The sequence below is a fragment of the Cellulosilyticum sp. ST5 genome, assembly GCF_046529625.1.
Taxonomy (GTDB): Bacteria; Bacillota; Clostridia; order Lachnospirales; family Cellulosilyticaceae; genus Cellulosilyticum; species Cellulosilyticum lentocellum.
This window is the reverse complement of the sequence record NZ_CP132338.1, coordinates 4,083,892-4,103,891: the sequence shown is the minus strand read 5'-3', so window position 1 is coordinate 4,103,891 and position 20,000 is coordinate 4,083,892. Positions and strand designations below refer to the sequence as shown.

Annotated in this window: 19 protein-coding genes; 7 read left to right on the top strand and 12 right to left on the bottom strand. The window is 34.9% G+C overall.

All coding sequences use genetic code 11. From position 1 onward, the window contains the following. Positions 1-146: 146 nt before the first annotated feature. Together QTL86_RS19900 and QTL86_RS19895 are read right to left on the bottom strand one after the other, a co-directional pair. Entirely contained in the window at positions 147-1,145 is a 999-nt protein-coding gene (locus QTL86_RS19900; RefSeq protein ID WP_410495868.1) for a sensor histidine kinase, read from the bottom strand. Then, positions 1,146-1,823: a response regulator transcription factor gene (locus QTL86_RS19895; RefSeq protein WP_410495866.1), complete on the bottom strand. Its 678-nt coding sequence runs from the start codon at positions 1,821-1,823 to the stop codon at positions 1,146-1,148. A gap of 334 nt (positions 1,824-2,157) precedes the next feature. On the opposite strand from QTL86_RS19895, the gene QTL86_RS19890 reads away from it, so the two are divergent. Continuing rightward, on the top strand, positions 2,158-2,907 hold the full coding sequence (locus tag QTL86_RS19890) for an acyl-[acyl-carrier-protein] thioesterase (protein WP_127064855.1): 750 nt from the start codon (positions 2,158-2,160) through the stop codon (positions 2,905-2,907). 29 nt (positions 2,908-2,936) lie between these two features. Here the strand turns inward: QTL86_RS19890 and QTL86_RS19885 are convergent, their stop codons facing one another. Further along, complete coding sequence (locus tag QTL86_RS19885) at positions 2,937-3,422, bottom strand: GyrI-like domain-containing protein (protein ID WP_127064856.1); 486 nt, start codon at positions 3,420-3,422, stop codon at positions 2,937-2,939. Between the two features lie 284 nt (positions 3,423-3,706). On the opposite strand from QTL86_RS19885, the gene QTL86_RS19880 reads away from it, so the two are divergent. The 4 genes from QTL86_RS19880 to QTL86_RS19865 all read left to right on the top strand — a co-directional run bounded on the left by QTL86_RS19880 (position 3,707) and on the right by QTL86_RS19865 (position 7,839). Next, positions 3,707-4,066 carry a YbaN family protein gene (locus tag QTL86_RS19880; protein WP_410495865.1) on the top strand — a complete coding sequence of 120 codons (360 nt, stop codon included), beginning with the start codon at positions 3,707-3,709 and terminating at the stop codon, positions 4,064-4,066. 76 nt (positions 4,067-4,142) lie between these two features. Further along, a complete protein-coding gene (locus QTL86_RS19875; protein WP_410495864.1) occupies positions 4,143-5,885 on the top strand; it encodes an ABC transporter ATP-binding protein/permease in 1,743 nt (580 codons plus the stop codon). Next, a complete protein-coding gene (locus QTL86_RS19870) occupies positions 5,878-7,542 on the top strand; it encodes an amino acid ABC transporter ATP-binding/permease protein (protein ID WP_410495863.1) in 1,665 nt (554 codons plus the stop codon). The genes QTL86_RS19875 and QTL86_RS19870 overlap by 8 nt, the downstream gene beginning before the upstream one ends. Further along, complete coding sequence (locus QTL86_RS19865) at positions 7,543-7,839, top strand: nitrous oxide-stimulated promoter family protein (RefSeq protein WP_410495862.1); 297 nt, start codon at positions 7,543-7,545, stop codon at positions 7,837-7,839. 90 nt (positions 7,840-7,929) lie between these two features. On the opposite strand, the gene QTL86_RS19860 is transcribed toward QTL86_RS19865, so the two are convergent. Both QTL86_RS19860 and QTL86_RS19855 read right to left on the bottom strand, forming a co-directional pair. Further along, positions 7,930-10,593: a M56 family metallopeptidase gene (locus QTL86_RS19860; protein ID WP_410495861.1), complete on the bottom strand. Its 2,664-nt coding sequence runs from the start codon at positions 10,591-10,593 to the stop codon at positions 7,930-7,932. A 2-nt stretch (positions 10,594-10,595) separates the two neighbouring features. After that, on the bottom strand, positions 10,596-10,958 hold the full coding sequence (locus tag QTL86_RS19855) for a BlaI/MecI/CopY family transcriptional regulator (RefSeq protein ID WP_410495860.1): 363 nt from the start codon (positions 10,956-10,958) through the stop codon (positions 10,596-10,598). 271 nt (positions 10,959-11,229) lie between these two features. Between QTL86_RS19855 and QTL86_RS19850 the strand changes: the two genes are divergently transcribed. Both QTL86_RS19850 and QTL86_RS19845 read left to right on the top strand, forming a co-directional pair. Further along, entirely contained in the window at positions 11,230-11,673 is a 444-nt protein-coding gene (locus tag QTL86_RS19850; RefSeq protein ID WP_410495859.1) for an NAD(P)-binding protein, read from the top strand. A 41-nt stretch (positions 11,674-11,714) separates the two neighbouring features. Next, positions 11,715-12,734 (top strand): phytoene desaturase family protein, encoded by a 1,020-nt coding sequence (locus QTL86_RS19845; RefSeq protein WP_410495858.1) that lies wholly within the window; start codon positions 11,715-11,717, stop codon positions 12,732-12,734. 18 nt (positions 12,735-12,752) lie between these two features. On the opposite strand, the gene QTL86_RS19840 is transcribed toward QTL86_RS19845, so the two are convergent. From QTL86_RS19840 to eis, 7 genes are all read right to left on the bottom strand, one after another. Beyond that, the gene (locus QTL86_RS19840) at positions 12,753-14,279 is read right to left on the bottom strand and encodes a hypothetical protein (protein WP_127064863.1); all 1,527 of its coding nucleotides are present in this window, start codon (positions 14,277-14,279) and stop codon (positions 12,753-12,755) included. Further along, the gene (locus QTL86_RS19835; protein ID WP_013659009.1) at positions 14,272-14,772 is read right to left on the bottom strand and encodes a sigma-70 family RNA polymerase sigma factor; all 501 of its coding nucleotides are present in this window, start codon (positions 14,770-14,772) and stop codon (positions 14,272-14,274) included. The genes QTL86_RS19840 and QTL86_RS19835 overlap by 8 nt, the downstream gene beginning before the upstream one ends. A gap of 149 nt (positions 14,773-14,921) precedes the next feature. Continuing rightward, positions 14,922-15,125: a hypothetical protein gene (locus QTL86_RS19830; RefSeq protein WP_410495857.1), complete on the bottom strand. Its 204-nt coding sequence runs from the start codon at positions 15,123-15,125 to the stop codon at positions 14,922-14,924. 255 nt (positions 15,126-15,380) lie between these two features. Continuing rightward, positions 15,381-16,226, bottom strand: a complete 846-nt coding sequence (locus QTL86_RS19825) for a MerR family transcriptional regulator (protein ID WP_127064864.1) — start codon at positions 16,224-16,226, stop codon at positions 15,381-15,383. An 11-nt stretch (positions 16,227-16,237) separates the two neighbouring features. Next, positions 16,238-16,981 carry an ABC transporter permease gene (locus QTL86_RS19820; protein WP_127064865.1) on the bottom strand — a complete coding sequence of 248 codons (744 nt, stop codon included), beginning with the start codon at positions 16,979-16,981 and terminating at the stop codon, positions 16,238-16,240. Further along, positions 16,978-17,700 carry an ABC transporter ATP-binding protein gene (locus QTL86_RS19815; RefSeq protein ID WP_127064866.1) on the bottom strand — a complete coding sequence of 241 codons (723 nt, stop codon included), beginning with the start codon at positions 17,698-17,700 and terminating at the stop codon, positions 16,978-16,980. The genes QTL86_RS19820 and QTL86_RS19815 overlap by 4 nt, the downstream gene beginning before the upstream one ends. A 907-nt stretch (positions 17,701-18,607) precedes the next feature. Next, on the bottom strand, positions 18,608-19,795 hold the full coding sequence (eis, locus tag QTL86_RS19810) for an enhanced intracellular survival protein Eis (protein ID WP_330547581.1): 1,188 nt from the start codon (positions 19,793-19,795) through the stop codon (positions 18,608-18,610). Between the last annotated feature and the right edge of the window lie 205 nt (positions 19,796-20,000).

Here is a 20,000-nt window from a genome sequence, read left to right as displayed (position 1 = left end):
TCTTAGGTTATACTCCTATATTATTCTCTCTGGATTACATCCTTGTGATTGTATTATGACAGTTTTGTCACCATTACATAACTAATGAAGAATTAAGAATGAAGAATGAATCTTTAAACCTCTACAGCAGAATAGCTCAATTTTCTTTATACAACTTTCTTGTAAAATCTAATTCTAAAGCTTGTTCCCTTACCTTTTTCACTTTTCACAGTAATATCTCCATTTTGTCCAAGTACAATACTACGTGCCATGGCTAGTCCAATGCCCACACTTTCACTGCTAGCATTCTTCCCTCTATAAAATCGCTTAAAAATATTCGGTATATCTTCTGAATCTATACCCTCTCCATTATCCACAATCACTACTTCTGTATACAGCGGGTTTTCCACAGTGTACACATGAATTTCCCCACCTACAGGTGTATGTTCCATGCAATTCTTAATAATATTAACAACAGCTTCAGCACTCCAATTAAAATCACCTACGAAGTATACTTTATCTCCCTCTACTACTAAGCTTTGTTCTTTTAGCTCCATAGGTATCAAAAGTGGCTGAACGGCTTTATTAATTAAGGCTTTTACCTCTACAGGTTCTTTCTTGAACTTAATTGTTCCTGCATCTATCTTGGAGAGTTTTAGAAGTGAACTTACTAGCCATTCAATTCTCTCTAGCTGCAGTCTAATCCTTCTTGTAAACTCTAACCTTTTATCATCTGCTAAGTCAGGGCTTGCTAGTAGCTCTGTCATCATAATCATAGAGGTAAGAGGTGTTTTTAATTGGTGTGATATGTCTGATATAGCATCTGCTAAATAAACCTTATCCCTCTTTAATAACTCAGACTGCTCTGATAGCCTTAAAGTAACTTTATAAATTTCATTTTTTAATATACTTAACTCGCCTTCTTGATTATCTCTAATATCTAATGAGTATTCTCCCGAACAAATGCGGTGCAAATAAGATGATAACTCATCTAATTTTTTATAGCGCCTTCTATTAAAAAACCATATTAAAATGAGTAACAGAATACTTGTTCCTAAAGCTAAAAATCCCGCACTAGTATTTAAAATAAAAGCACCTATTATATTAATAAGTGCTACTATCAACATGCCAACAAGCAGTACTCTATATTCTTTATTCCGAATCATCTATCTTCCCACCTTATAACCAATTCCTCTAATCGTCGTAATAAATGTTGGATTCCCAGGGTCATCTTCTAATTTATCTCTTAAACGTTTAATATAAACTGTTACAGTATTATCATTTACAAAGTCTCCTGCAATATCCCATATGCCTTCTAACAGCTGATTTCTAGATAAAGCCTGCCCCTCATGCGTAATGAAAGTAAGCAGCAGTCTGTATTCTAAAGCTGTCAATTGCACCTCTTTATTATTCTTATAAACCTTGGCTTCCAAGGTGTTTATTCTAATATTATTATAATTAAAAATAGCTTTTGTACTGTCTGTTTTATTATGACGGCGCAATACTGACTTAATCCTAGAAATAAATTCTCGAATTCTAAAAGGTTTAGTTACATAATCATCTGCGCCCATATCCAGTCCCATAACTACATTAACTTCATCATCACAAGCTGTTAAAAAAATGACTGGAATATCTCTATTCTCTTTCGCCACCTTACAAAGCTCATAACCAGAACCATCAGGAAGAGTAAGGTCTAAAAGGCACAAATCTACTACTTCGTTTTCTATATAAGTTTTCCCCTCTGCCACATTGCCGCATACTTTAACCTCATAACCTTCTTGTCCCAGTGAATACTCTATTCCCATTGCAATGGATAAATCATCTTCTACAACTAAGATTTTCATTTATTCCCCTCTTCCCCTCAATATTTAGATATCTACACCTTTAATAAATATACAAAAAGAAAGCTATACACTAATGGCCTTCTTTTGGATTTGATATCATTAAAATTTGCTCTGTATAGATATTATTATTTTATAAGACCTATCTTTGGGCTTAGTATAACCCAACTTATATAAGTTTAAAAAGCCTTATTTTTTAATTATCGTACCTTTTGGGTCATATATACCTTTCATTTTGTTTACAAGCCAAGGTATACGGCAAGAATACAATTGATTCATTAGATTGCTTTAGATATAATTAGTCACAAAGAGATTCCATACGAAGGGGCTATTAAAAATGGATAATACATTCAGTAAAAAATATACGATAGAAATTTATGATGTTGATTCAAATTATAGATGTAAATACTCATCTCTAATGAATTATTTATGGGATGTAGTTGTTTCACAAAGTGATTCTTTAGGAGAAACAGATAATGGTCTTATTAATAATTGCGCTTGGGTTCTACTCAAATATGACTTAACCATTATCGAATATCCCAAATTTCGCGACACTATCACTGTTGAAACGGATATTGTAGGCATAAAAAAATTATATGGCTATCGAAGTTTTAAAATTAAAACTTCAGAAGGTACTCTCCTTGCTTCTGGTATTTCCACTGCTGTGCTTATTGACATTAATAAAAGACGCCCTGTAAGAATCTCCCCTGAACAATGTAAGCTCTATGGAATAGAAAAGGAATTAGAAGAAAACATTCCCTTAGACGATTTTATACAACTTGAAGGCTATAAATATTCAAAGGATTATCGCGCACGACATAGTGATATTGATATCAATCAACATGTAAATAATGTTAAGTATCTTGAAATGGCAGTTGATACTTTACCTAGAACTATTTTAAATACGTCTGAAATCTCAAATATTAAAGTACTATATAAAAAAGAAGCCCTAGATGAAGCTTCTTTACACGTTTGTAGTGATGTTATAGAAAATGAGAAGGGTCACTTAACGACCCTTCATACAATAATAGATTTAACTCATGATAAATTACTTACAAAGTTAGAACTTAAATGGAGAAAAATATAGCCATAACCGTTTTAAAGAAGAAATATATACTATTCTTTTACAGGAGTTAACGTATACATTTGGAAATTGCCTTTTTCAAAATCCTCTCTTGGATAAACTTCAATGGTAAACTGTCCATTTATATTAACCTTGTTCTTTTTGGCCCAAGCTTTTACATTTCTTTTGCCCATTACCTCACCCGTTAGTTGTTCAAATGTCTCGGCATTAAATGTATCTTTAATGTACTTACCTAAAGGAATTATAAATGAGAGACAATCCTTTTCAACCTTGTCTATCTCTGTTACTCCGCATCCTGCAATATAATCAGGTGTTTTATTTAAACAAACGGCATATTCAACAACGGGTGTTTCCGCATTTTTAACACTGCCTCTATATGTTTCACCATAAATATCCCACAGCTTTCCAAGGCTGGCAAATGAAACTGGTAAACCTGATTTTTGTAAACTTAGCCCAACAACTTTAATTTCCCTATCAATTACTATTATCTCTGTACTATTTTTCTCAACAAACATCATATCGCACCATTCCTTCTCTTAATATAAATAGTTCGTAGTTGTACTTCATCTAAAAAATTAATTTGCCCCTGTACTATTTTTCATCATTCTACTGTTTTCAGATAATTTTGTCTATACCCTTTATTTAGAATTACCGAAACATTTATATTGGGTTTAGCCCTTACATATGCCCTCTTTACGATATTGATAATTATTTTCATTTTTTGTTTACATGAACTTCTTTTTATATTAAGATATTCATATAATGACTATAAAGACTTCAATGAGTCCGTAATGGAGGTTCTATGCACCGATTTATTTATCTCACTATAGGTTTCATTTTTTTAGCTCTTGGCTTATTAGGGGTTGTATTCCCAGTTCTCCCTACTACGCCTTTTTTATTGGCGACTTCTTTTTGCTTTGCTAAAGGTTCCGATCGCTTTCACCGTTGGTTCACTGAAACCAAAATTTATAAAAATAACTTAGAGAGCTTCGTAAACGAGAGAGCCATGACGCTTAAAACTAAAATATGCATACTTGCTTTTGCCTCAATCATGTTGCTCTTCCCTCTCATCTTTGTGGATGTATTAGCTTTTAGGCTATTTATTATTGCACTGTATATCATTAAGTACTATTACTTTATCTTTAGAATTAAAACAGTCTAAGTTAGCTATTCCATTCCTAATTTTATTTTCATTGTTTTAATACTAGAAATTTATACACAAGGAGTTTTAGAAATTTATGTTTAATCCACGACTTATTAAATTAGTCCCCAACAGTATCCACTTTATTATTCACACTGTGCTTTATCAGTGGATGGGTTTACTTTTTAATATACTTGCTACTTTTTCAACTGCCTTCTTAATAGAAGGTTTATTTTTTGACAAGCTTACTACACATGCAATACTCATTGCCTTTGGGTTTATTATTCTGGCTATTGTAGTTCGCTTTATTACAAATATTAAAGCTACCCGCGCTTCTTACTACGCAAGTAGTGAAGTAAAAAACAAGCTTCGTTCTCTCATTTATAACAAACTGTTAGAACTAGGTATCCACTATAACGAAGAAGTTTCAACTTCAAAGGTGGTTCAGATGGCTAGTGAAGGTGTAGAACAAATCGATATTTACTTTGGTCGTTATTTACCTCAGCTTTTTTATAGCTTATTAGCACCTATTACCTTATTTATTATCCTCTCCTTCCTTAATATCAAGGTAGCTTTTATTTTATTAGTGTGTGTACCACTGATTCCTATATCAATTATTGCAGTTAACAAGTTTGCTAAAAAACTCTTTCATAAATACTGGGCTTCTTATACTGGACTAGGAGATCATTTCTTAGATAACTTAGAAGGTCTTACAACGCTTAAAGTCTATGAAGCTGATGAGTACTACAATGAAGTGATGAATACGGATGCTGAACACTTTAGAAAAATCACTATGAAAGTACTCACCATGCAGCTTAATTCCATCACACTGATGGACCTTATTGCCTATGGCGGTGCAGCCATTGGTATTATCTGCAGCTTAATTGCTTTTGGAAATGGAAGCATTAGCTTAAGTGAAACCATTGTCTTCTTACTTTTAACAAGTGAATTCTTCATTCCACTTCGTCTATTAGGTTCTTTCTTCCACGTAGCAATGAACGGAATGGCAGCTGCTAAAAATATATTCGCTCTTATTGATATTGAATCTAAAGATGAAATAGCTACTACTCAGGCGTTTAAAAATGGAGATATTCAAATCTCAAATGTTAACTTTAGCTATGATGAAGACCGTCAGATTTTAAAAGACATCTCTATGTCTATTAGGCAAAACAGCTTTGTATCTATTGTAGGAGAATCAGGCTGTGGTAAATCTACTATTGTTTCTCTTCTTATGGGATTTAATAAACGCTTTGAGGGCCACATAAGCATTGACGGGGTGCCACTGGGTAGCATTGATTCAAAATCATTTATGGAGAATGTATGTATTGTTAAGCATCAAAACTACCTTTTTAAAGGTAGCATTAGACACAATCTCCTCATGGGAAATAAAAATGCAACAGATGAAGCGTTATTAGAAGCCTTAAAACAAGTGAACCTCTATGACTTTGTTATGTCAGAAGGCGGTCTTGACTTTATGCTAACTGAAGGGGCTTCTAATCTTTCAGGTGGACAAGCACAACGATTAGCTTTAGCCCGTGCTTTACTCCATGATGCTTCTATTTATATCTTTGACGAAGCAACTTCAAATATCGATGTTGAAAGTGAAGGCATTATTTATAACATCATTAAAACATTAGCTAAAACTAAAACTGTTATTTTAATTTCTCATCGCCTTGCTAATGTTGTAGAAAGTGATACCATCTTTGTCTTAGACAAAGGAAAACTCGTAGAACAAGGAACTCATGAAGAGCTCTTAGCTCATGGCAAAACTTATTCTAACCTCTATATGAGTCAACAAAATTTAGAAAATATATTTGAAGGAGGACATCTAAATGCCTAAAAGCGGCCTTACTATCATGCGCAAACTCCTTAAGTTAATTTCTCCCTTTACTCTTATTATGATAATTACCATCACCATGGGTGTGCTCGGCTTTTTAGCTGCTATTGGGATTACTGTTTTGGGAGCATTTGGTATTTTAGCGCCTCTCGATATACCACTTCTTCCATTCTTTACTGAAATGAAAGCAATCTATATTAGTTTAGCTATCTTTGCTATTATGCGTGGTGTTTTAAGATATATGGAGCAATCGAGTGGCCACTACATTGCCTTTAAACTCCTAGCATTTATAAGAGATAAAGTATTTAAATCCCTTAGAAGATTAGCTCCAAGTAAATTAGATCATAAAGATAACGGACAGCTCATTGCCCTTATTACTTCAGATATTGAGCTGTTAGAGGTATTCTATGCTCATACTATTGCGCCTATTGCCATTGCCATCATTACTTGCCTTATTATGCTAGGTATTATTGGTTACTACTCACCTCTCATGGCACTTGTTGCTTTCTTTGCTTATATTACTATTGGGGCAATCATCCCTTATTTTACAGCAAAAAGTGCTCGTGAAGATGGTAGGGTTTATCGTGAAAATGTAGGGGAACTTAATCAATACTTCCTTGAATCCTTACGAGGCATGAGAGAAATCATCCTCTTTGATCAAGGTGTTGCTCGTCATGAAGCTATTCAAGCAAAAAGTATTAAAGCCGATGAAAGCACTAAGAAAATCAAGGCTCATGAAGGTATTACCAAAGCCATTACAGAAACAGCACTTTTAGGTTTTTCAGCCCTGATGCTATTAGTAGGTATCTTAATTTGCCAAAATGGTTCACTTTCCTTTGGCGGCTTCCTTATTGCTTTAGTTTGCCTTATGAGCTCCTATGGGCCAGTTGTAGCTTTAAGTAATCTATCTAATAATCTTCTTCAAACTTTAGCTAGTGGTGAGCGTGTCCTATCACTCTTGGAAGAAATACCAGATACCCCAGAAATTACTGTTGGCCATGAAGTTACAGATACAGGTATCGAAGTAGAAAATGTCTCCTTTGCCTACCAAAGTACTCCTATTTTAAAAGACCTTTCTATTTCCTTTAAAAAAGGTGAAATCATTGGCATATCTGGCAAAAGTGGCTGTGGTAAATCAACTCTCCTTAAGCTTATTATGCATTTCCATGAGACTAGGGAAGGTCAGATTTCAATAGGGCGTCATAATGTGAATCAAGTGATGACTTCTAGCCTCCGTCAAAATATAGCTTATGTTACACAAGATACTTATCTCTTTGATTCAACTCTTGAGGAAAATCTTCGCATTGCCAAACGTGATGCTACAATGGAAGAGCTTATTGAAGCTTGTAAAAAAGCTAATCTCTATGACTTCATTCTTTCTTTACCAAATGGGTTTAAAAGTAAAGTAGGTGAACTAGGCGATAGCCTCTCTGGTGGAGAACGTCAACGATTAGGAATTGCTAGAGCTTTCTTACATGACAGCCCAATCATCCTTCTAGATGAACCAACCAGTAACTTAGATAGCTTAAATGAAAGCATTATCCTAAATGTCTTAAAAGCACATAGTGAGGATAAAACCATTATCTTAGTTAGTCATAGAGCCTCTACCATGAGCATCGCTGACCGTATCTATTACATGCAGGAAGGAAGAGCATCTTAAATGTCTCGTATTGAACAAGAAAAGCAAGTCGTAACAGCTATGATTGGTGTTTACTGCCGTAAAAAACACAAATCTAGAACCCTATGTCCAGACTGTGAAGTACTTAATGCTTATGCCAGGAAGAGGTTAAGCTGCTGCAAATATGGTGAAAACAAAAGCTTCTGTAGCGCCTGCAAAACCCATTGTTATGCGCCACAACACAAAGACAAAATTAAAGAAGTTATGCGCTTTAGCGGCCCTTGGATGCTTCTTTATCATCCTATTATGGCCATTAAACATCTGCTAACCACTCACTAAAAAAGATACCAGAAAAGAGAACTTTCATCTCTTTTTCTGGTATCTTTTTGTTTCATTTCTATAACTAATTCTGTAGATTTATAAATCTGCTTATGGGAGGTACTGTTCACGAATGTTGGTTACATAACCACCCTGTGTTTGCACCCAAAACGGAGGAGTACTTCCTTCTTCATACCCACTGAGGTAGTTATAAAACTCATTTTTATCTGTAGTGGTATATTCATTTAACTCATCAGACTCTTTAGCTTTTTTCATAAAATGATACTGGGTATATTCATTGACTATAAATGTATCCAAGTAATGCTTAGGATTGTAAATATAAAAGCCATTTGGCATATCCGCATCACTTAAATTCAGTTCGTTCATTCGTTCTTCCTGACTACTTGTAACCCACTCTGCTCTATCAAAATGAAATAGCTCTGTATCTAGCTGAAAATCTGATATATATCCAAAATAGATACTGACTGGTAACTGCTGAAAGTCACTAAGGGATGCATTTTCTATGAGTTCAATATCCTTATAGGTAAGCATCTGACCAAGCACCTTATTGGTGTATTTCAGTGCCACATTCTTCGTATCTACAAGCCAAGGCATTTCACCCTTATCATATGCCTCCTGCATACCCTCATAATACTCCATAAGGATAGTATCTACTTGTGGATCATCATAGTAAATGCTACCATTACCATCCATCCACCTTTCTACGCACCATATGCCACCACTTCCTTTTTGGGCTGGTTGAGATAATAAGAGTTTACAGGTTTCTCCTGTAGAAAGAGGAAATTTTACTAAGATATGTTCCCTTGAATAGGTTTCCTTAGGAAGCTTTCCACTTTTCTCAAGGAATTGTCTAAGAGCTACTTCTTGCCCTGATAATGTGTTTCCTAGATATCCAGACCTTAGTACTCCTAAATACTCTGGTCCTCCATTTTCAATACTAAAAACTAAAATAGGCTTTCCCATATCTCCATTTTCAGTAATCCAACCATCTATAGTATTCATACCTCCTGCCAGTAAGACATTACCAATATTATCTGGAAGCAAGCGATACTCAATAGCCCATAGTTCAATAGGGGCATTCGTTAAATGGGTAAAGGTAGCTATTTTATTTAATGCTGTTATTTTGCTATCTACAAGCTTAAATGTCGTATACTTAGAATAGCTTTCAAACATTTCAGCTACATACTGCTCTGCATATTCTTGGATAGGGGATGCCTCCATTTGTGGTGTTGGCCTCATCTCTTCTACTTCTTGCTTATTTGTGACCTCCTGTTGCTTCCCAAACACTTGATACTCCTTATGCTCTAAGCTACTTTCATAAACAATTTTAATGGTAGCGACTTCTACGCTAGTAAAAGTTAAATAAATCACTTCATCCTGGGTACCTGGTAGCATAGTAATGGCCCCAAACGACTGATTGTAACGTTCATCATTTTCATTAGGATAATAGCACGAAAAACTATTTTTTTGATAGGTAGCCATTAGCTCTTTGCTAACCTCCATTAAGTTTTTCTCCCCTGTAATGCAGCTATAAGCCTTTACGTCATTGCCTGCTGTATCTTCAAATCCCCATATGATCTGCTTTCCATCTGCTAGTGAAAATACAAAAACTTTATTATTCTTAAGAAGCTGGGTATCAAAGCTTTCAAACGCATAGGAGCATACAAGCTCTTCCTTTTTAAGATCATACACATAAACGCCACTAGCTTCAAAAATCACCTTATTTCTATCCGCATAGAGTATCCTAGGCATTTCTGAACCTATGATACTACTTTCAAACTTTGTTAAATCCACCTCTTTTGCAACTAACGCCGTGGAGAAAGTAATCGGATTAGTCAAAAGTCCCACACTTAATAGGAATATTCCTATTAAGATGATACTTACTACCCAAAAACTAGGTTTCTTATAACTTAATACATTTTTAACACGGCTTTTGGTACTGCCTTCCCCAAAGGCAAGAGGTATAAGTCCAGTATGCCTTTTCCCTACTGCAAAGGATAGTAATGAGGAAGAATATGCCTTTTTGACATCATTTCCTAGAGACTTAATGACTGCCTCATCACAAGACATCTCCATATCTTTCCCTGCCATAAAAAAAGCTGCCCATACAAGTGGATTAAACCAATGGATACACACCACTATAAAACTAATGAGCCTGATAATATGATCATATCTTTTAATGTGTATTTGTTCATGCAAAAGAATATAATGCTTTTCATCAGGCAAAAGTCCCTCTGGCAAATAAATCTTAGGATGAACGATACCTAACACAAAAGGAACCTCTAGCTGCGCTGTTATATAAATATTGTTTTCTTCATGTCGACTTGTTTCTAGCTTCCTCTTTAATTTAATAAGAGAGAATATTCCATACGCTAATAAGATTACCACGCCTACTCCCCAGACAATTAACCCAATAAAAGTCCATATCTGCATAGGGTTAACACTAGCTTCTATAGTAGCTACAGGTAAAGCATTATTAACGAGTTGATCCATATTATTAAGCCCAGTATGGATAGTAGGTGTCTGCGTATACAAAATCTCCTGTGAGATAGGCTTTGTGTTTGCAGGCATGAGACTCATAATACTTTCAATAGAGAAAGGACAAATCAGACGAAATAGCACAATACTCCAAATAACATAGGTGAAAATTTTAGGTACTCTTTTAAGTAAAAGTCTAGTAATCATTACAAAGCAAATAACAAAGCTTGCTGTAAAACTCATATTAAGGATTTCTAAAAATAACCTTTCTAGCATTTTTATCCCTCCTCCTGTGCATCAATGAGCGTTCTTATTTCCTCTATTTCTTTTTCACTAAGCTTCTTTCGCCTTGTGAAGGCCGCTAAAAATTGTGGCAGAGAACCACCAAAAGATTCTTCTACAAACTGTTCTCCTTGGGCACCTAAAAACTCTTCCCTTTTCATCAATGCCCTTACCGTTCCATGACTATTTTCAAATATTTTACGTTCACACAAACGCTTTAGCATAGTATAAGTAGTAGTTCTCTTCCACATAAAGGCTTTCTCACATAACTGAGTTAACTCACGAGAGCTGATGGGTTCGTTATTCCATATTAAATCAGCAAACTTTTGTTCCATTTCCCCTAATTTATAGTTTTCCATTAAAACACCTCCCTGACTAATGGTATTAGACTATATTTAGTCTAATACCATTAGTCAGGGAGGTCAATAGATTTAATCAGAATTTCCTATATATATAGAATTAGATTGTAAAATTATATTTCAATGCATAGTCTATCTATGACTTGATTCGGATGGCAGTTAATACCTTTTTTAGTTTAAATTCATATCAATTGGGTAATAACTAGTTCCATATAAAATTAATGCATAAGATAACTAGTTGCATTATTCATCTGATTAGGGAGGTATTACCATGGCTGGGTGTCATATTATTATCATTGGCGGAGGTATAGGCGGTCTATGTTGTGGCCTCCACCTACTTCATGCAGGTTATCAGGTCTCACTTTATGAAAAATGCCCTCAGGTAGGTGGCGCTATTCAATCCATTCCTAGTGCACCAGGCTATGCTGATTATGATAGCTTTGCCTCCATTGGTATTCATCCTTATGCTTATCGTCAAATTTTCACTGATATTGGATTACACTGGCAAGATTATTTCTCTGAAATTCACTTAGATGAATTATACCGTGTGTTTTATGAAGATGGGTCTTCCTTTACATTTAAAAAAATGGGATTTCCTATAAATATGATTTTGAGGCTTTTTATAATGAATCCTTTAGTGATTATAATACCTTTATCAATCAGTTTTATCAAAAGTATCTTACTGCTTATGCACTTATACTTTCTCAGCCTTTAACTCATATTAAAGATATGATGACTCCTCATAAGTTATCTGCTTTGATTAAACTTAATCCCCTAACTTCTGCTTCTTGTGCTATTAAACGTCGTTTTACTAGTCCTAAGCTTAGGGATTTCTTGCTATTTCAAAGTTACTATATGGGCTATCCAACTTCACAGATTTCTCAGCTTTATGCCACTATACCAGCCTGTACTCAGGCACTAGGTTTAACTCATATCAAGGGTGGTATGGGTGCTTATGTAAAGGCGCTTCAAAAAGCCTTCATAGACTGCAAAGGTCAACTTTATTGCAATGCACCTATTGAGCGCATTCTAACTGATCATGATAAGGCTTATGGTATCCTAACCACGTCAGGGCAAATGAAAAAAGCAGATATTGTGATTTCTAATGCTGATTATCACTTTACGATTACGAAATTACTAAATCGTTCTGCTAGATTGCATAAACCTCTTCTGTCTTTTCAGATGACCTGCTCTGTTTTTATGCTAAGACTTACACTTTCAATCAGCCTACCCATGCTTTCTACCCATAATATCTATCTCGTACAAGATACGGAAAATACTTTTTCAGCCGTTGGGAGTGGCACTATGCCTTTGAAATTTCCTATGTATATTTATTACCCTTCTTATATCGATGATACTTTTAATGTAAATGGGTCCACCACTTTAAATATCATGGTGCGTGTGCCTAATCTTTCTTTTAATGCTTCCTACTGGTCTCCTTTAACCATTGAACGGATGCGCTGTATCTGTCTCAAACATTTAGCTGATTTGTTAGAAATAAATAGTATCGCTCCTTATATTATCCACGAATCAATGAGTACCCCCAGAGATTTACAACAAAAATTTAATTGCTATCAAGGTGCTGCCTTTGGCCTTGCTCCTTCAATATTACAAAGTGCATGGCTACGTCCACAGCCTATTTGTCCTTTTGTTACAAATCTCTATTTTACTGGTACATCTATTCATCCAGGTAACGGTATTTCTATCGTTATGGAAGGTGCAAAGACAGTAAGTAACCTAATTCAAAGTAGTTATCCGCTAAACTTAAAGAAATAATTGTATAATTAATTTTTCTTATTCCTGACAATTGATTTCATTGTCATTGATAATGATTTTTTTAATATTATTAACATCAATAAATTCTTGTTTTTCATCACAATTTTCATAAGTTAATATATAGTACTCTGATTTACTACTGTCATCTTCTCCTAAAATTAGACCAACATTCTTTAGCTTAATCTCTTTATCTTGATTATCAATCAGTGTAATATCTAGCCAGTAACTATTAAAATAACCAGCAAACCTATTAGTTTTCTTATAAATTGTACGTTCTTTTACTTGAATACCTGTATTTGTTAAATACACCTCATCCACCATAACCTTATAATCTGTCTTATCCATTTGGATATTGGTTTCCCATTTCTTAACATTGCCCAGATCTATTTTAAACTCAGCTTCCCATGTGCTATCTACTAATACATCTTGTTTATCATAAACAATTTTGGTGGCTTCCAAATAGGGGATTTGTTCTGGGGTTATATTAGGAAAATAGCTTAATACCTCTCCGTATACAATTTCATTTACACCATAATAATCAAATTCTTCTGCCTTATAGACTTGTCCTGTTCTTGTATCTACAAGCTCTGTAATTTCGCCCTCTGTATATGGTTCTACGTACTTCATATTTAATTTTTGTGACCTTATCTCTCTAGAGTCCCCAGATTGTATATAAGGTTTGTCACCTGTTATATGAATCACAATCCCCTGAATATTTTGATTCTCTTTATATCTTTCATCACCTTTAATATTAATAACAGCAATACCTTTTAATAAAACTGAAGGATACTCCTCATCGATTACAGCTGTTTTTCCACCTTCGGTTCTTCGATTTAAGAGTTCCCTTAGCTCCATAGCTAATCCTCCTTTATCTTGGACCTCTTTTTCTATATTTTTTTCTACTGTACTGCCTATTTCTGTAACTTTAAAAGGCTTAAGAGGAATTTTTATTTCTTTTTCTATACTTTGTTTTTTCATAAGGTTTTCTGCTTTAATTTTAATAGGTGAATCACTAACTAAATCAGGGTTGTTAAATGTCTCAATGCAATAAGTAAGCTGTCTACCATCTGAAGAGAGTACCCCTTTAGATGATGGATGCCCAAATTTACGTCTTCCCATTACAAAGCTAATTCTTTGACATACTACATCCTTCGTCCATGGTTTATCTCCCAGATTTGTAAACTGAACAGTAGCAACTGCTCCATGTCCTTGATTAAGGACTTCTTTTACTTCCATTTTAACCTTTTGATTTTCATCATAAGCTTTTACATATTGTACTTCATCTATTACCTTTTTCATTTCTTCCTGCTCAAAAAACAAACCTAATCCTAATGTATAATCCATGGCCAGAATCGTACTTGAACAAATTAAAAGCATTAACATAGCTACTGAAACCTTTTTATACTTTATATAACGCCTGGATAAATACTTGCTTTCCTGCTTATCTTCACTGCATGCTAATCGAATATTTCTTTTCGCTTGGTCCGATAATCTTACTGGTTCTAAATATGTATCTACTTCTTTTTTAAACAATCTCTCATCCATATATACATTCCTCCTCAAAATCATCTTTGAGCTTTTTTCTTGCTCGGTTCAGTCTCATTTTTATACTACTTTCACTTATGCCAAGTATCTCTGCAATTTCATTTATTTTAAAGTCTTGATAGTAATATAGGAGAATAACTTCACGATATTTAATAGGTAAATCCATTACTTGTTTGAGTAACTCACTTTGGTTAATTTGATTAATCAATTCGTCCTCTAACGTATTACGCGTTTCAATCTTTTCAATTCCAATTTGTACTTTTCTAAACCAACTTGTCCTCACATAATTTTTGCAAATATTAATAGCAATGCTAGTGAGCCAAGTTTTCTCACTGGACTCTTTCCTAAATTCACTTATGTATCTATACGCCTTAATAAATACCTCTTGCACAGCATCTTCGGCTAATGCCCAATCCTTTAAATAGATATAGCATGTACGTGCAATGTAATCACCATATTGATTCATCATCTGCTCTAACTCATACTCTGTCATTGATTATTCTCCTCCTTTTCTACTTTTTAGACACATTAAGTTTCATAAGGGTCACATTTTATTCTGAAAATTTAATCATTTGGTCGTAAAATCAAATTGAACAAAATAAAAAAGTGGACTAGCGTCCACATTTCTTCTGCTAGGGAACCCTAGGTTCCCTTCGGCGCTGACAAAGAGCGTGTCAGCTGAGCACTCTCCTTAATACGACAGAGGGGATTCCTCCCTGGATTCCCCTCATCTATAATATCCTTTTCAATAAAACATTCTTCTTTTAATTCTTGTGCATACAGCTTTTTACATATTAGTGTTAATCTTGCTTCATCAAAATAGGGTACATCCTCATATTTTTTCATAGTTAAGTTTGCATTAGAAATAGAATCTCCTTTGTTGGCTCAATTAAATCTGATACCATAATTACATTAAGGCCGACACTGCTGGCTGAGCGAATACCATTTAAGGAGTCTTCTATTTGCCCTGAGCTCATTCCTTGAAATATCTTTTCTATCCCTATAGTAGACTTTTCCTCAAACAGCCTAAATAATTATCAAATAGTATTTGTATTTTGTTTTGTAAATATATTTTACCCTATAGCTTTCTGCCTTTTTGTATCACTTCTGAATCTTTTTTACAGGAAACTGTATTTCAGTTAACCACTCTTCCGGTGTGTCTTTATTCCAAATACCATCAATATAAGACTCTCTTGGATAGCCTGCTATTTCAAATCCATTCTCCTCCATCCATGCTAAAATAGCTCCATAAGCTTTTGGAAAGTCTTCATAGGGTCCTTTATGCAAGGCACATGCAGCCATTTCTACTTTTTCAATGGTTTTAAAGGTAATCATCTCTGAGTCTTCTTTCATCTCAGTAACAGCTTCACAAACCTCTACATCTATATTTTCCTCTCTATATTCACCATCATGATAAATATTAAAACAATATTCAGGCACTGCGCAAATGCAACCTAACCTCTCCATTTCACGTCCCATAGGAGGCACAATATTAAAAAGGACATTGTAATTAGGAATAATCGTTCTCATAGAAGCTACAATGACCTCTGGCAATTCCTTAAGAATGACATTGTAAGACCTGTCCCCTCCCTTATGAATAAGATAGTATTCCACCTGAGAAAGCTTCATATTTTCCTCTGCAATTCTTTTAATTAACTCGGCTTTTTTATGAAGGAGAAGCTCCTCTACAGACATCCCCTCTTGAACCTTCTTTATTTCCTCCAAGGAAAAGCCCATCTGACGAAGTGCTAATATCTCATGTAAAATAGGTAATTGCTTAGAGGTATAATATCTATATCCATTCTCCTCATCAATATGTTCTGGATGTAAAAGACCTATATCATCATAATGCCTCAAGGTCTTAATAGTGACATGATTCATTTGAGAAAATAAGCCGATTTTATATAGAGTTGGCTCTACTTTTTCACATTGATTCTTCTCTTCCATCTTCTCTCCTCCTATTCCCATCTAAATTTTTTCACTGCAATGACACTACTTATGAGGGCAATGCCTAGCATTAAAAGGATGGGAAATGCTAAGTCACTTACAGGTGTTCCTAGAGAATAGCCTTTAAGTAGTTTAATGCCCTGAGTTAAAGGTAATACATTAGCTGTAGCTTGAAGAGGGTTAGGTAATACCTCATAAGGAATCGTTGCCCCAGATAAAAAGAGCATTGGAAAGTAAACTAAAGTGCACACTAGATTAGCTGTTTTTATTGTTGTACATAAACTTGCCATAAGCATGCCTAGCCCATACATAGCCACCATCACTAGTAAATAACTACCCATAAATCCTAAGATAGAGCCTTGAAGTTGATACCCAAATCCAAACTTCATCATTAGGTAAACTGCTACTGAGGAAACTAAAGCCGTTATCATATTAATAACTACTTGTATTAATAATATCACAGCTGGACTAATAGGTGTCACACAGTAATGCTTTAATATTTTTTTGTCTCTATAATCTGCTACTGTAAGAGGAATTCCCATAAAAGCTGTAGCACAAATCCCCACAGTAATGAGAGCCGCAAAGGAGCCTTGCACAAAAGTATACTCAGCTCCCTCAAAAGCTGGTTTATCTCCACAAATCATCCCTATTAAAAGGGCAATCCCTACTGGCATTAATACCCCAAAGAAAATACCATCTATTCCCCTAAGAGCCACGCGTCCTTCTACTTTTAGTAATGTTAGAAACCTTTTCATGATTCTATTTCCTCCCCCATATACCAAAGATAAGCTTCTTCTAATCGTTCATAGGGACTATTTCCTATGAGTTCCTTTACAGCACCACTCACTATTTCCTTCCCCTCTTGTAAAATGCAAATCCTATCACAGAGTGCTTCTACCTCATCCATATAATGAGAAGTGAGAAAAATAGTCACTCCTTTTTCCTTCAGTTCACGTAATTTCTTCCACACTTCTCTTCTAGCTGCTGTATCTAAACCTGTAGTTAACTCATCTAGAAAAATAACCTCTGGCTTTGGGATAAGGGCTAGTAATACTGATAGCTTTTGCTTTTCTCCTCCAGATAAAGTAGAAACATATTGTTTTTTGAATCCACTTAATGAAAAAGCTTCTAGTAACTCTCCATAATCTGCAGGGTCTTTATAAAGGGTAGCTGTCTCCTGGCAAAGCTCTTCTACCTTAATGCGGTCTTGATAACAAGATTGTTGTAATTGAACACCCACTCTCTCAAAAAGCTCTTTTCTAGAATTGGCTGCTTTCATACCCAACACAGTAGCACTCCCTCCTTCAAAGCTTTTAAGCCCTAGAATGCAATTAATCGTTGTAGATTTTCCTGCACCATTATGTCCTAGAAGCCCAAAGACTTCACCTCTGCTTACCTGAAAAGATAAGCCATCTACTGCAACCTTGCTGCCATACTGTTTTCTTAGTCCATTCACTTCAATAACTGTATTCATTTGCTCTCCTTTCACACTTATATGACTTAGTAACTAAATTTACTTTACATACTCCTGTAAGGGGAGAGTCAATACCTTTTTGAAAGGTAATGAAGAATGGAGAATTTCTGCTGATTCCCTCTTAAGTTAATGGAGCCAATAAAATAAGCCTAGCTACAACTACCTCTAGTCTCTTAGAAATAGTGTCCTAGGCTCTCTGGATAACTCTGCTTTCGGTTCTTTATGGCTCTATGCTCCTTTTTATTTAGCCTACATCTTTAATGACTAGCTTAATGATTTGTTTACACTTAGAACACTTAATTGTCCCTACAATATACTGTGCATCTAATAACCTTTGATTCCTGGATGCTCAACATATATTCCTTGTTTTCCAAAATCATCTCTATATTTAGTAACAGTCTTACCCACGCCCTTAGAAATCTGCCTCTAGTGACTCTAAAATCTGTAACACTTTCAAGTACAGAACCTACCCTATCCACTGTCACTGCTACCTTAATATAATCAATAAACTCCTTATTTATATCTGAATAAGCGCTCCTATGGTCATTGTCATTAAATTGGCTATTACCACATAATACTTGATAACCGTTAGTCTATTTGTGGCGTACTCCCATGTAAGATACTTTTTATAAATCAAATATTCTATTCAAATAACTAAGCCTTCTAAAATAATAAAGGCTACACTTCCCCACTGCATCCCTTGAATGATTTGGCTCTCCATGGTACTACAATCCAATAATACTACCACATTATACTCGCCAGTTTTAATTTGGGGAGAGACTCGGATATTTCCATCCCCTTTTCGGATAATTAAGCTAGTGACCAGCTATCATTTAGTTTTAGATGTAAAAGGAGGGGATTTAAGCCTACATATTCGGCTTAAATCCCCTCCTTTTTTCTACATCCTCTAAAAATAATCAGAGAAATAAGGTGTCTGTTGCTCTATAGCATCTTCTAACATATCTAATGTTTCGCTATTACATACTAGCCTTCCTATTTTATAAAGATAATCCGGCCTTTTATACCCTAATAACATTGTTGTCATAGTTTGTATATTAATTCTATCATTAGTTTTTTCTGTGGTACGCTTTATTTTTCCTTGCCCAGATTCTGAAATAGTGAGTGTAAAAACCCCTTGATTACATGTGAGTATGGGATCATCCATGGTAAAAGTCCATTCTCTCTTTACATTATCTGGTTTAAAAGGGTATTGTTTAATGAATGCCTCTAAATCCACAATCCGTGCCATAAAGTAGGGTGAGATTGTCTCTCTAATATCTGCATCTTCTAATAAAAATGCTAAAGGTTCATCTGTATATGTATTGCCTATTACTTTTGTAATCATTGAAAAATGAGCACTAATAAAATTCCAAAGCCCACTACGTGCTTCTTCATTCACAAATATCATGTCCTTGATATGGAAAATTTCATCTCTAATATCATACAAGACATATCCATCTGGATCTCCTTGCTCATTATAATAAACTGCTGCCATTAGATCATCTGTATCCCATAGTAAGTATTCATTCCAAGCTAAATCGTCCCTTAGCAGTGCTCCATGAGTTTGAAGGGCAAACCTTTCATAGGTGTTTTTAACCTCGTCACTTTCCACCTCTACCCTTTGTACCTCTCCTGGTACTTGCTTATTTTTAGGCAATTGATAATCACTAATCTCATAAGTAATTCTATCAGATATAATCTCCCAACCTTTTCTGCGGTAATAGGGGACAGAGTATGGATACAAATAGCATATGCTTTGCTGACGGTCTTTCATATTCTTCAAAGCTTGTTCTAACAACTTATGCATTAACCCTTGATTAGCATATTCAGGGTAAGTTCCTACTCCTGTAAGTCCGCCCATATCATAGACCTCACTAAATATACATACCTTCATAGGATAAACTGCCACTTGAGAAATAAGGTTATCCCCATCAAACCAACCTAGTACATCTGCCTGCTCTAAAGTTGGTGCCTTCGCACGAATAATCTCTTTTTCTTCCCAGCCCACTTGTTGTAATTGTTGGTCAGTTACTTGAAAGACATATCGAAGTAGCTGATTGTACTGCTTAAGATGTTCCATTCCAACCTTCTTCATAGTTAGATTTCTCTTCCTACTCATACAGCTCTTTAGCCTCACTTTCATTCATTACATTTACTCTACTTCATTATATTATGTGATTTATAATGTATCTATCATTTTATTAAAAAGATTTTCTATTATAAGCCTATTTATCTAACACCTTGAATTCATATTAAATCACTCTATATAAATAGAGTTCTAACTTTCAGTTAGTCTTTTT

Coding starts and splice junctions, on each gene's coding strand:
- QTL86_RS19900 (WP_410495868.1), bottom strand. CDS start 1,145: ATGATTCGGAATAAAGAATATAGAGTACTGCTTGTTGGCATGTTGATA.
- QTL86_RS19895 (WP_410495866.1), bottom strand. CDS start 1,823: ATGAAAATCTTAGTTGTAGAAGATGATTTATCCATTGCAATGGGAATA.
- QTL86_RS19890 (WP_127064855.1), top strand. CDS start 2,158: ATGGATAATACATTCAGTAAAAAATATACGATAGAAATTTATGATGTT.
- QTL86_RS19885 (WP_127064856.1), bottom strand. CDS start 3,422: ATGATGTTTGTTGAGAAAAATAGTACAGAGATAATAGTAATTGATAGG.
- QTL86_RS19880 (WP_410495865.1), top strand. CDS start 3,707: ATGCACCGATTTATTTATCTCACTATAGGTTTCATTTTTTTAGCTCTT.
- QTL86_RS19875 (WP_410495864.1), top strand. CDS start 4,143: ATGTTTAATCCACGACTTATTAAATTAGTCCCCAACAGTATCCACTTT.
- QTL86_RS19870 (WP_410495863.1), top strand. CDS start 5,878: ATGCCTAAAAGCGGCCTTACTATCATGCGCAAACTCCTTAAGTTAATT.
- QTL86_RS19865 (WP_410495862.1), top strand. CDS start 7,543: ATGTCTCGTATTGAACAAGAAAAGCAAGTCGTAACAGCTATGATTGGT.
- QTL86_RS19860 (WP_410495861.1), bottom strand. CDS start 10,593: ATGCTAGAAAGGTTATTTTTAGAAATCCTTAATATGAGTTTTACAGCA.
- QTL86_RS19855 (WP_410495860.1), bottom strand. CDS start 10,958: ATGGAAAACTATAAATTAGGGGAAATGGAACAAAAGTTTGCTGATTTA.
- QTL86_RS19850 (WP_410495859.1), top strand. CDS start 11,230: ATGGCTGGGTGTCATATTATTATCATTGGCGGAGGTATAGGCGGTCTA.
- QTL86_RS19840 (WP_127064863.1), bottom strand. CDS start 14,279: ATGGATGAGAGATTGTTTAAAAAAGAAGTAGATACATATTTAGAACCA.
- QTL86_RS19835 (WP_013659009.1), bottom strand. CDS start 14,772: ATGACAGAGTATGAGTTAGAGCAGATGATGAATCAATATGGTGATTAC.
- QTL86_RS19830 (WP_410495857.1), bottom strand. CDS start 15,125: ATGAAAAAATATGAGGATGTACCCTATTTTGATGAAGCAAGATTAACA.
- QTL86_RS19825 (WP_127064864.1), bottom strand. CDS start 16,226: ATGGAAGAGAAGAATCAATGTGAAAAAGTAGAGCCAACTCTATATAAA.
- QTL86_RS19820 (WP_127064865.1), bottom strand. CDS start 16,981: ATGAAAAGGTTTCTAACATTACTAAAAGTAGAAGGACGCGTGGCTCTT.
- QTL86_RS19815 (WP_127064866.1), bottom strand. CDS start 17,700: ATGAATACAGTTATTGAAGTGAATGGACTAAGAAAACAGTATGGCAGC.
- eis (WP_330547581.1), bottom strand. CDS start 19,795: ATGAAGAAGGTTGGAATGGAACATCTTAAGCAGTACAATCAGCTACTT.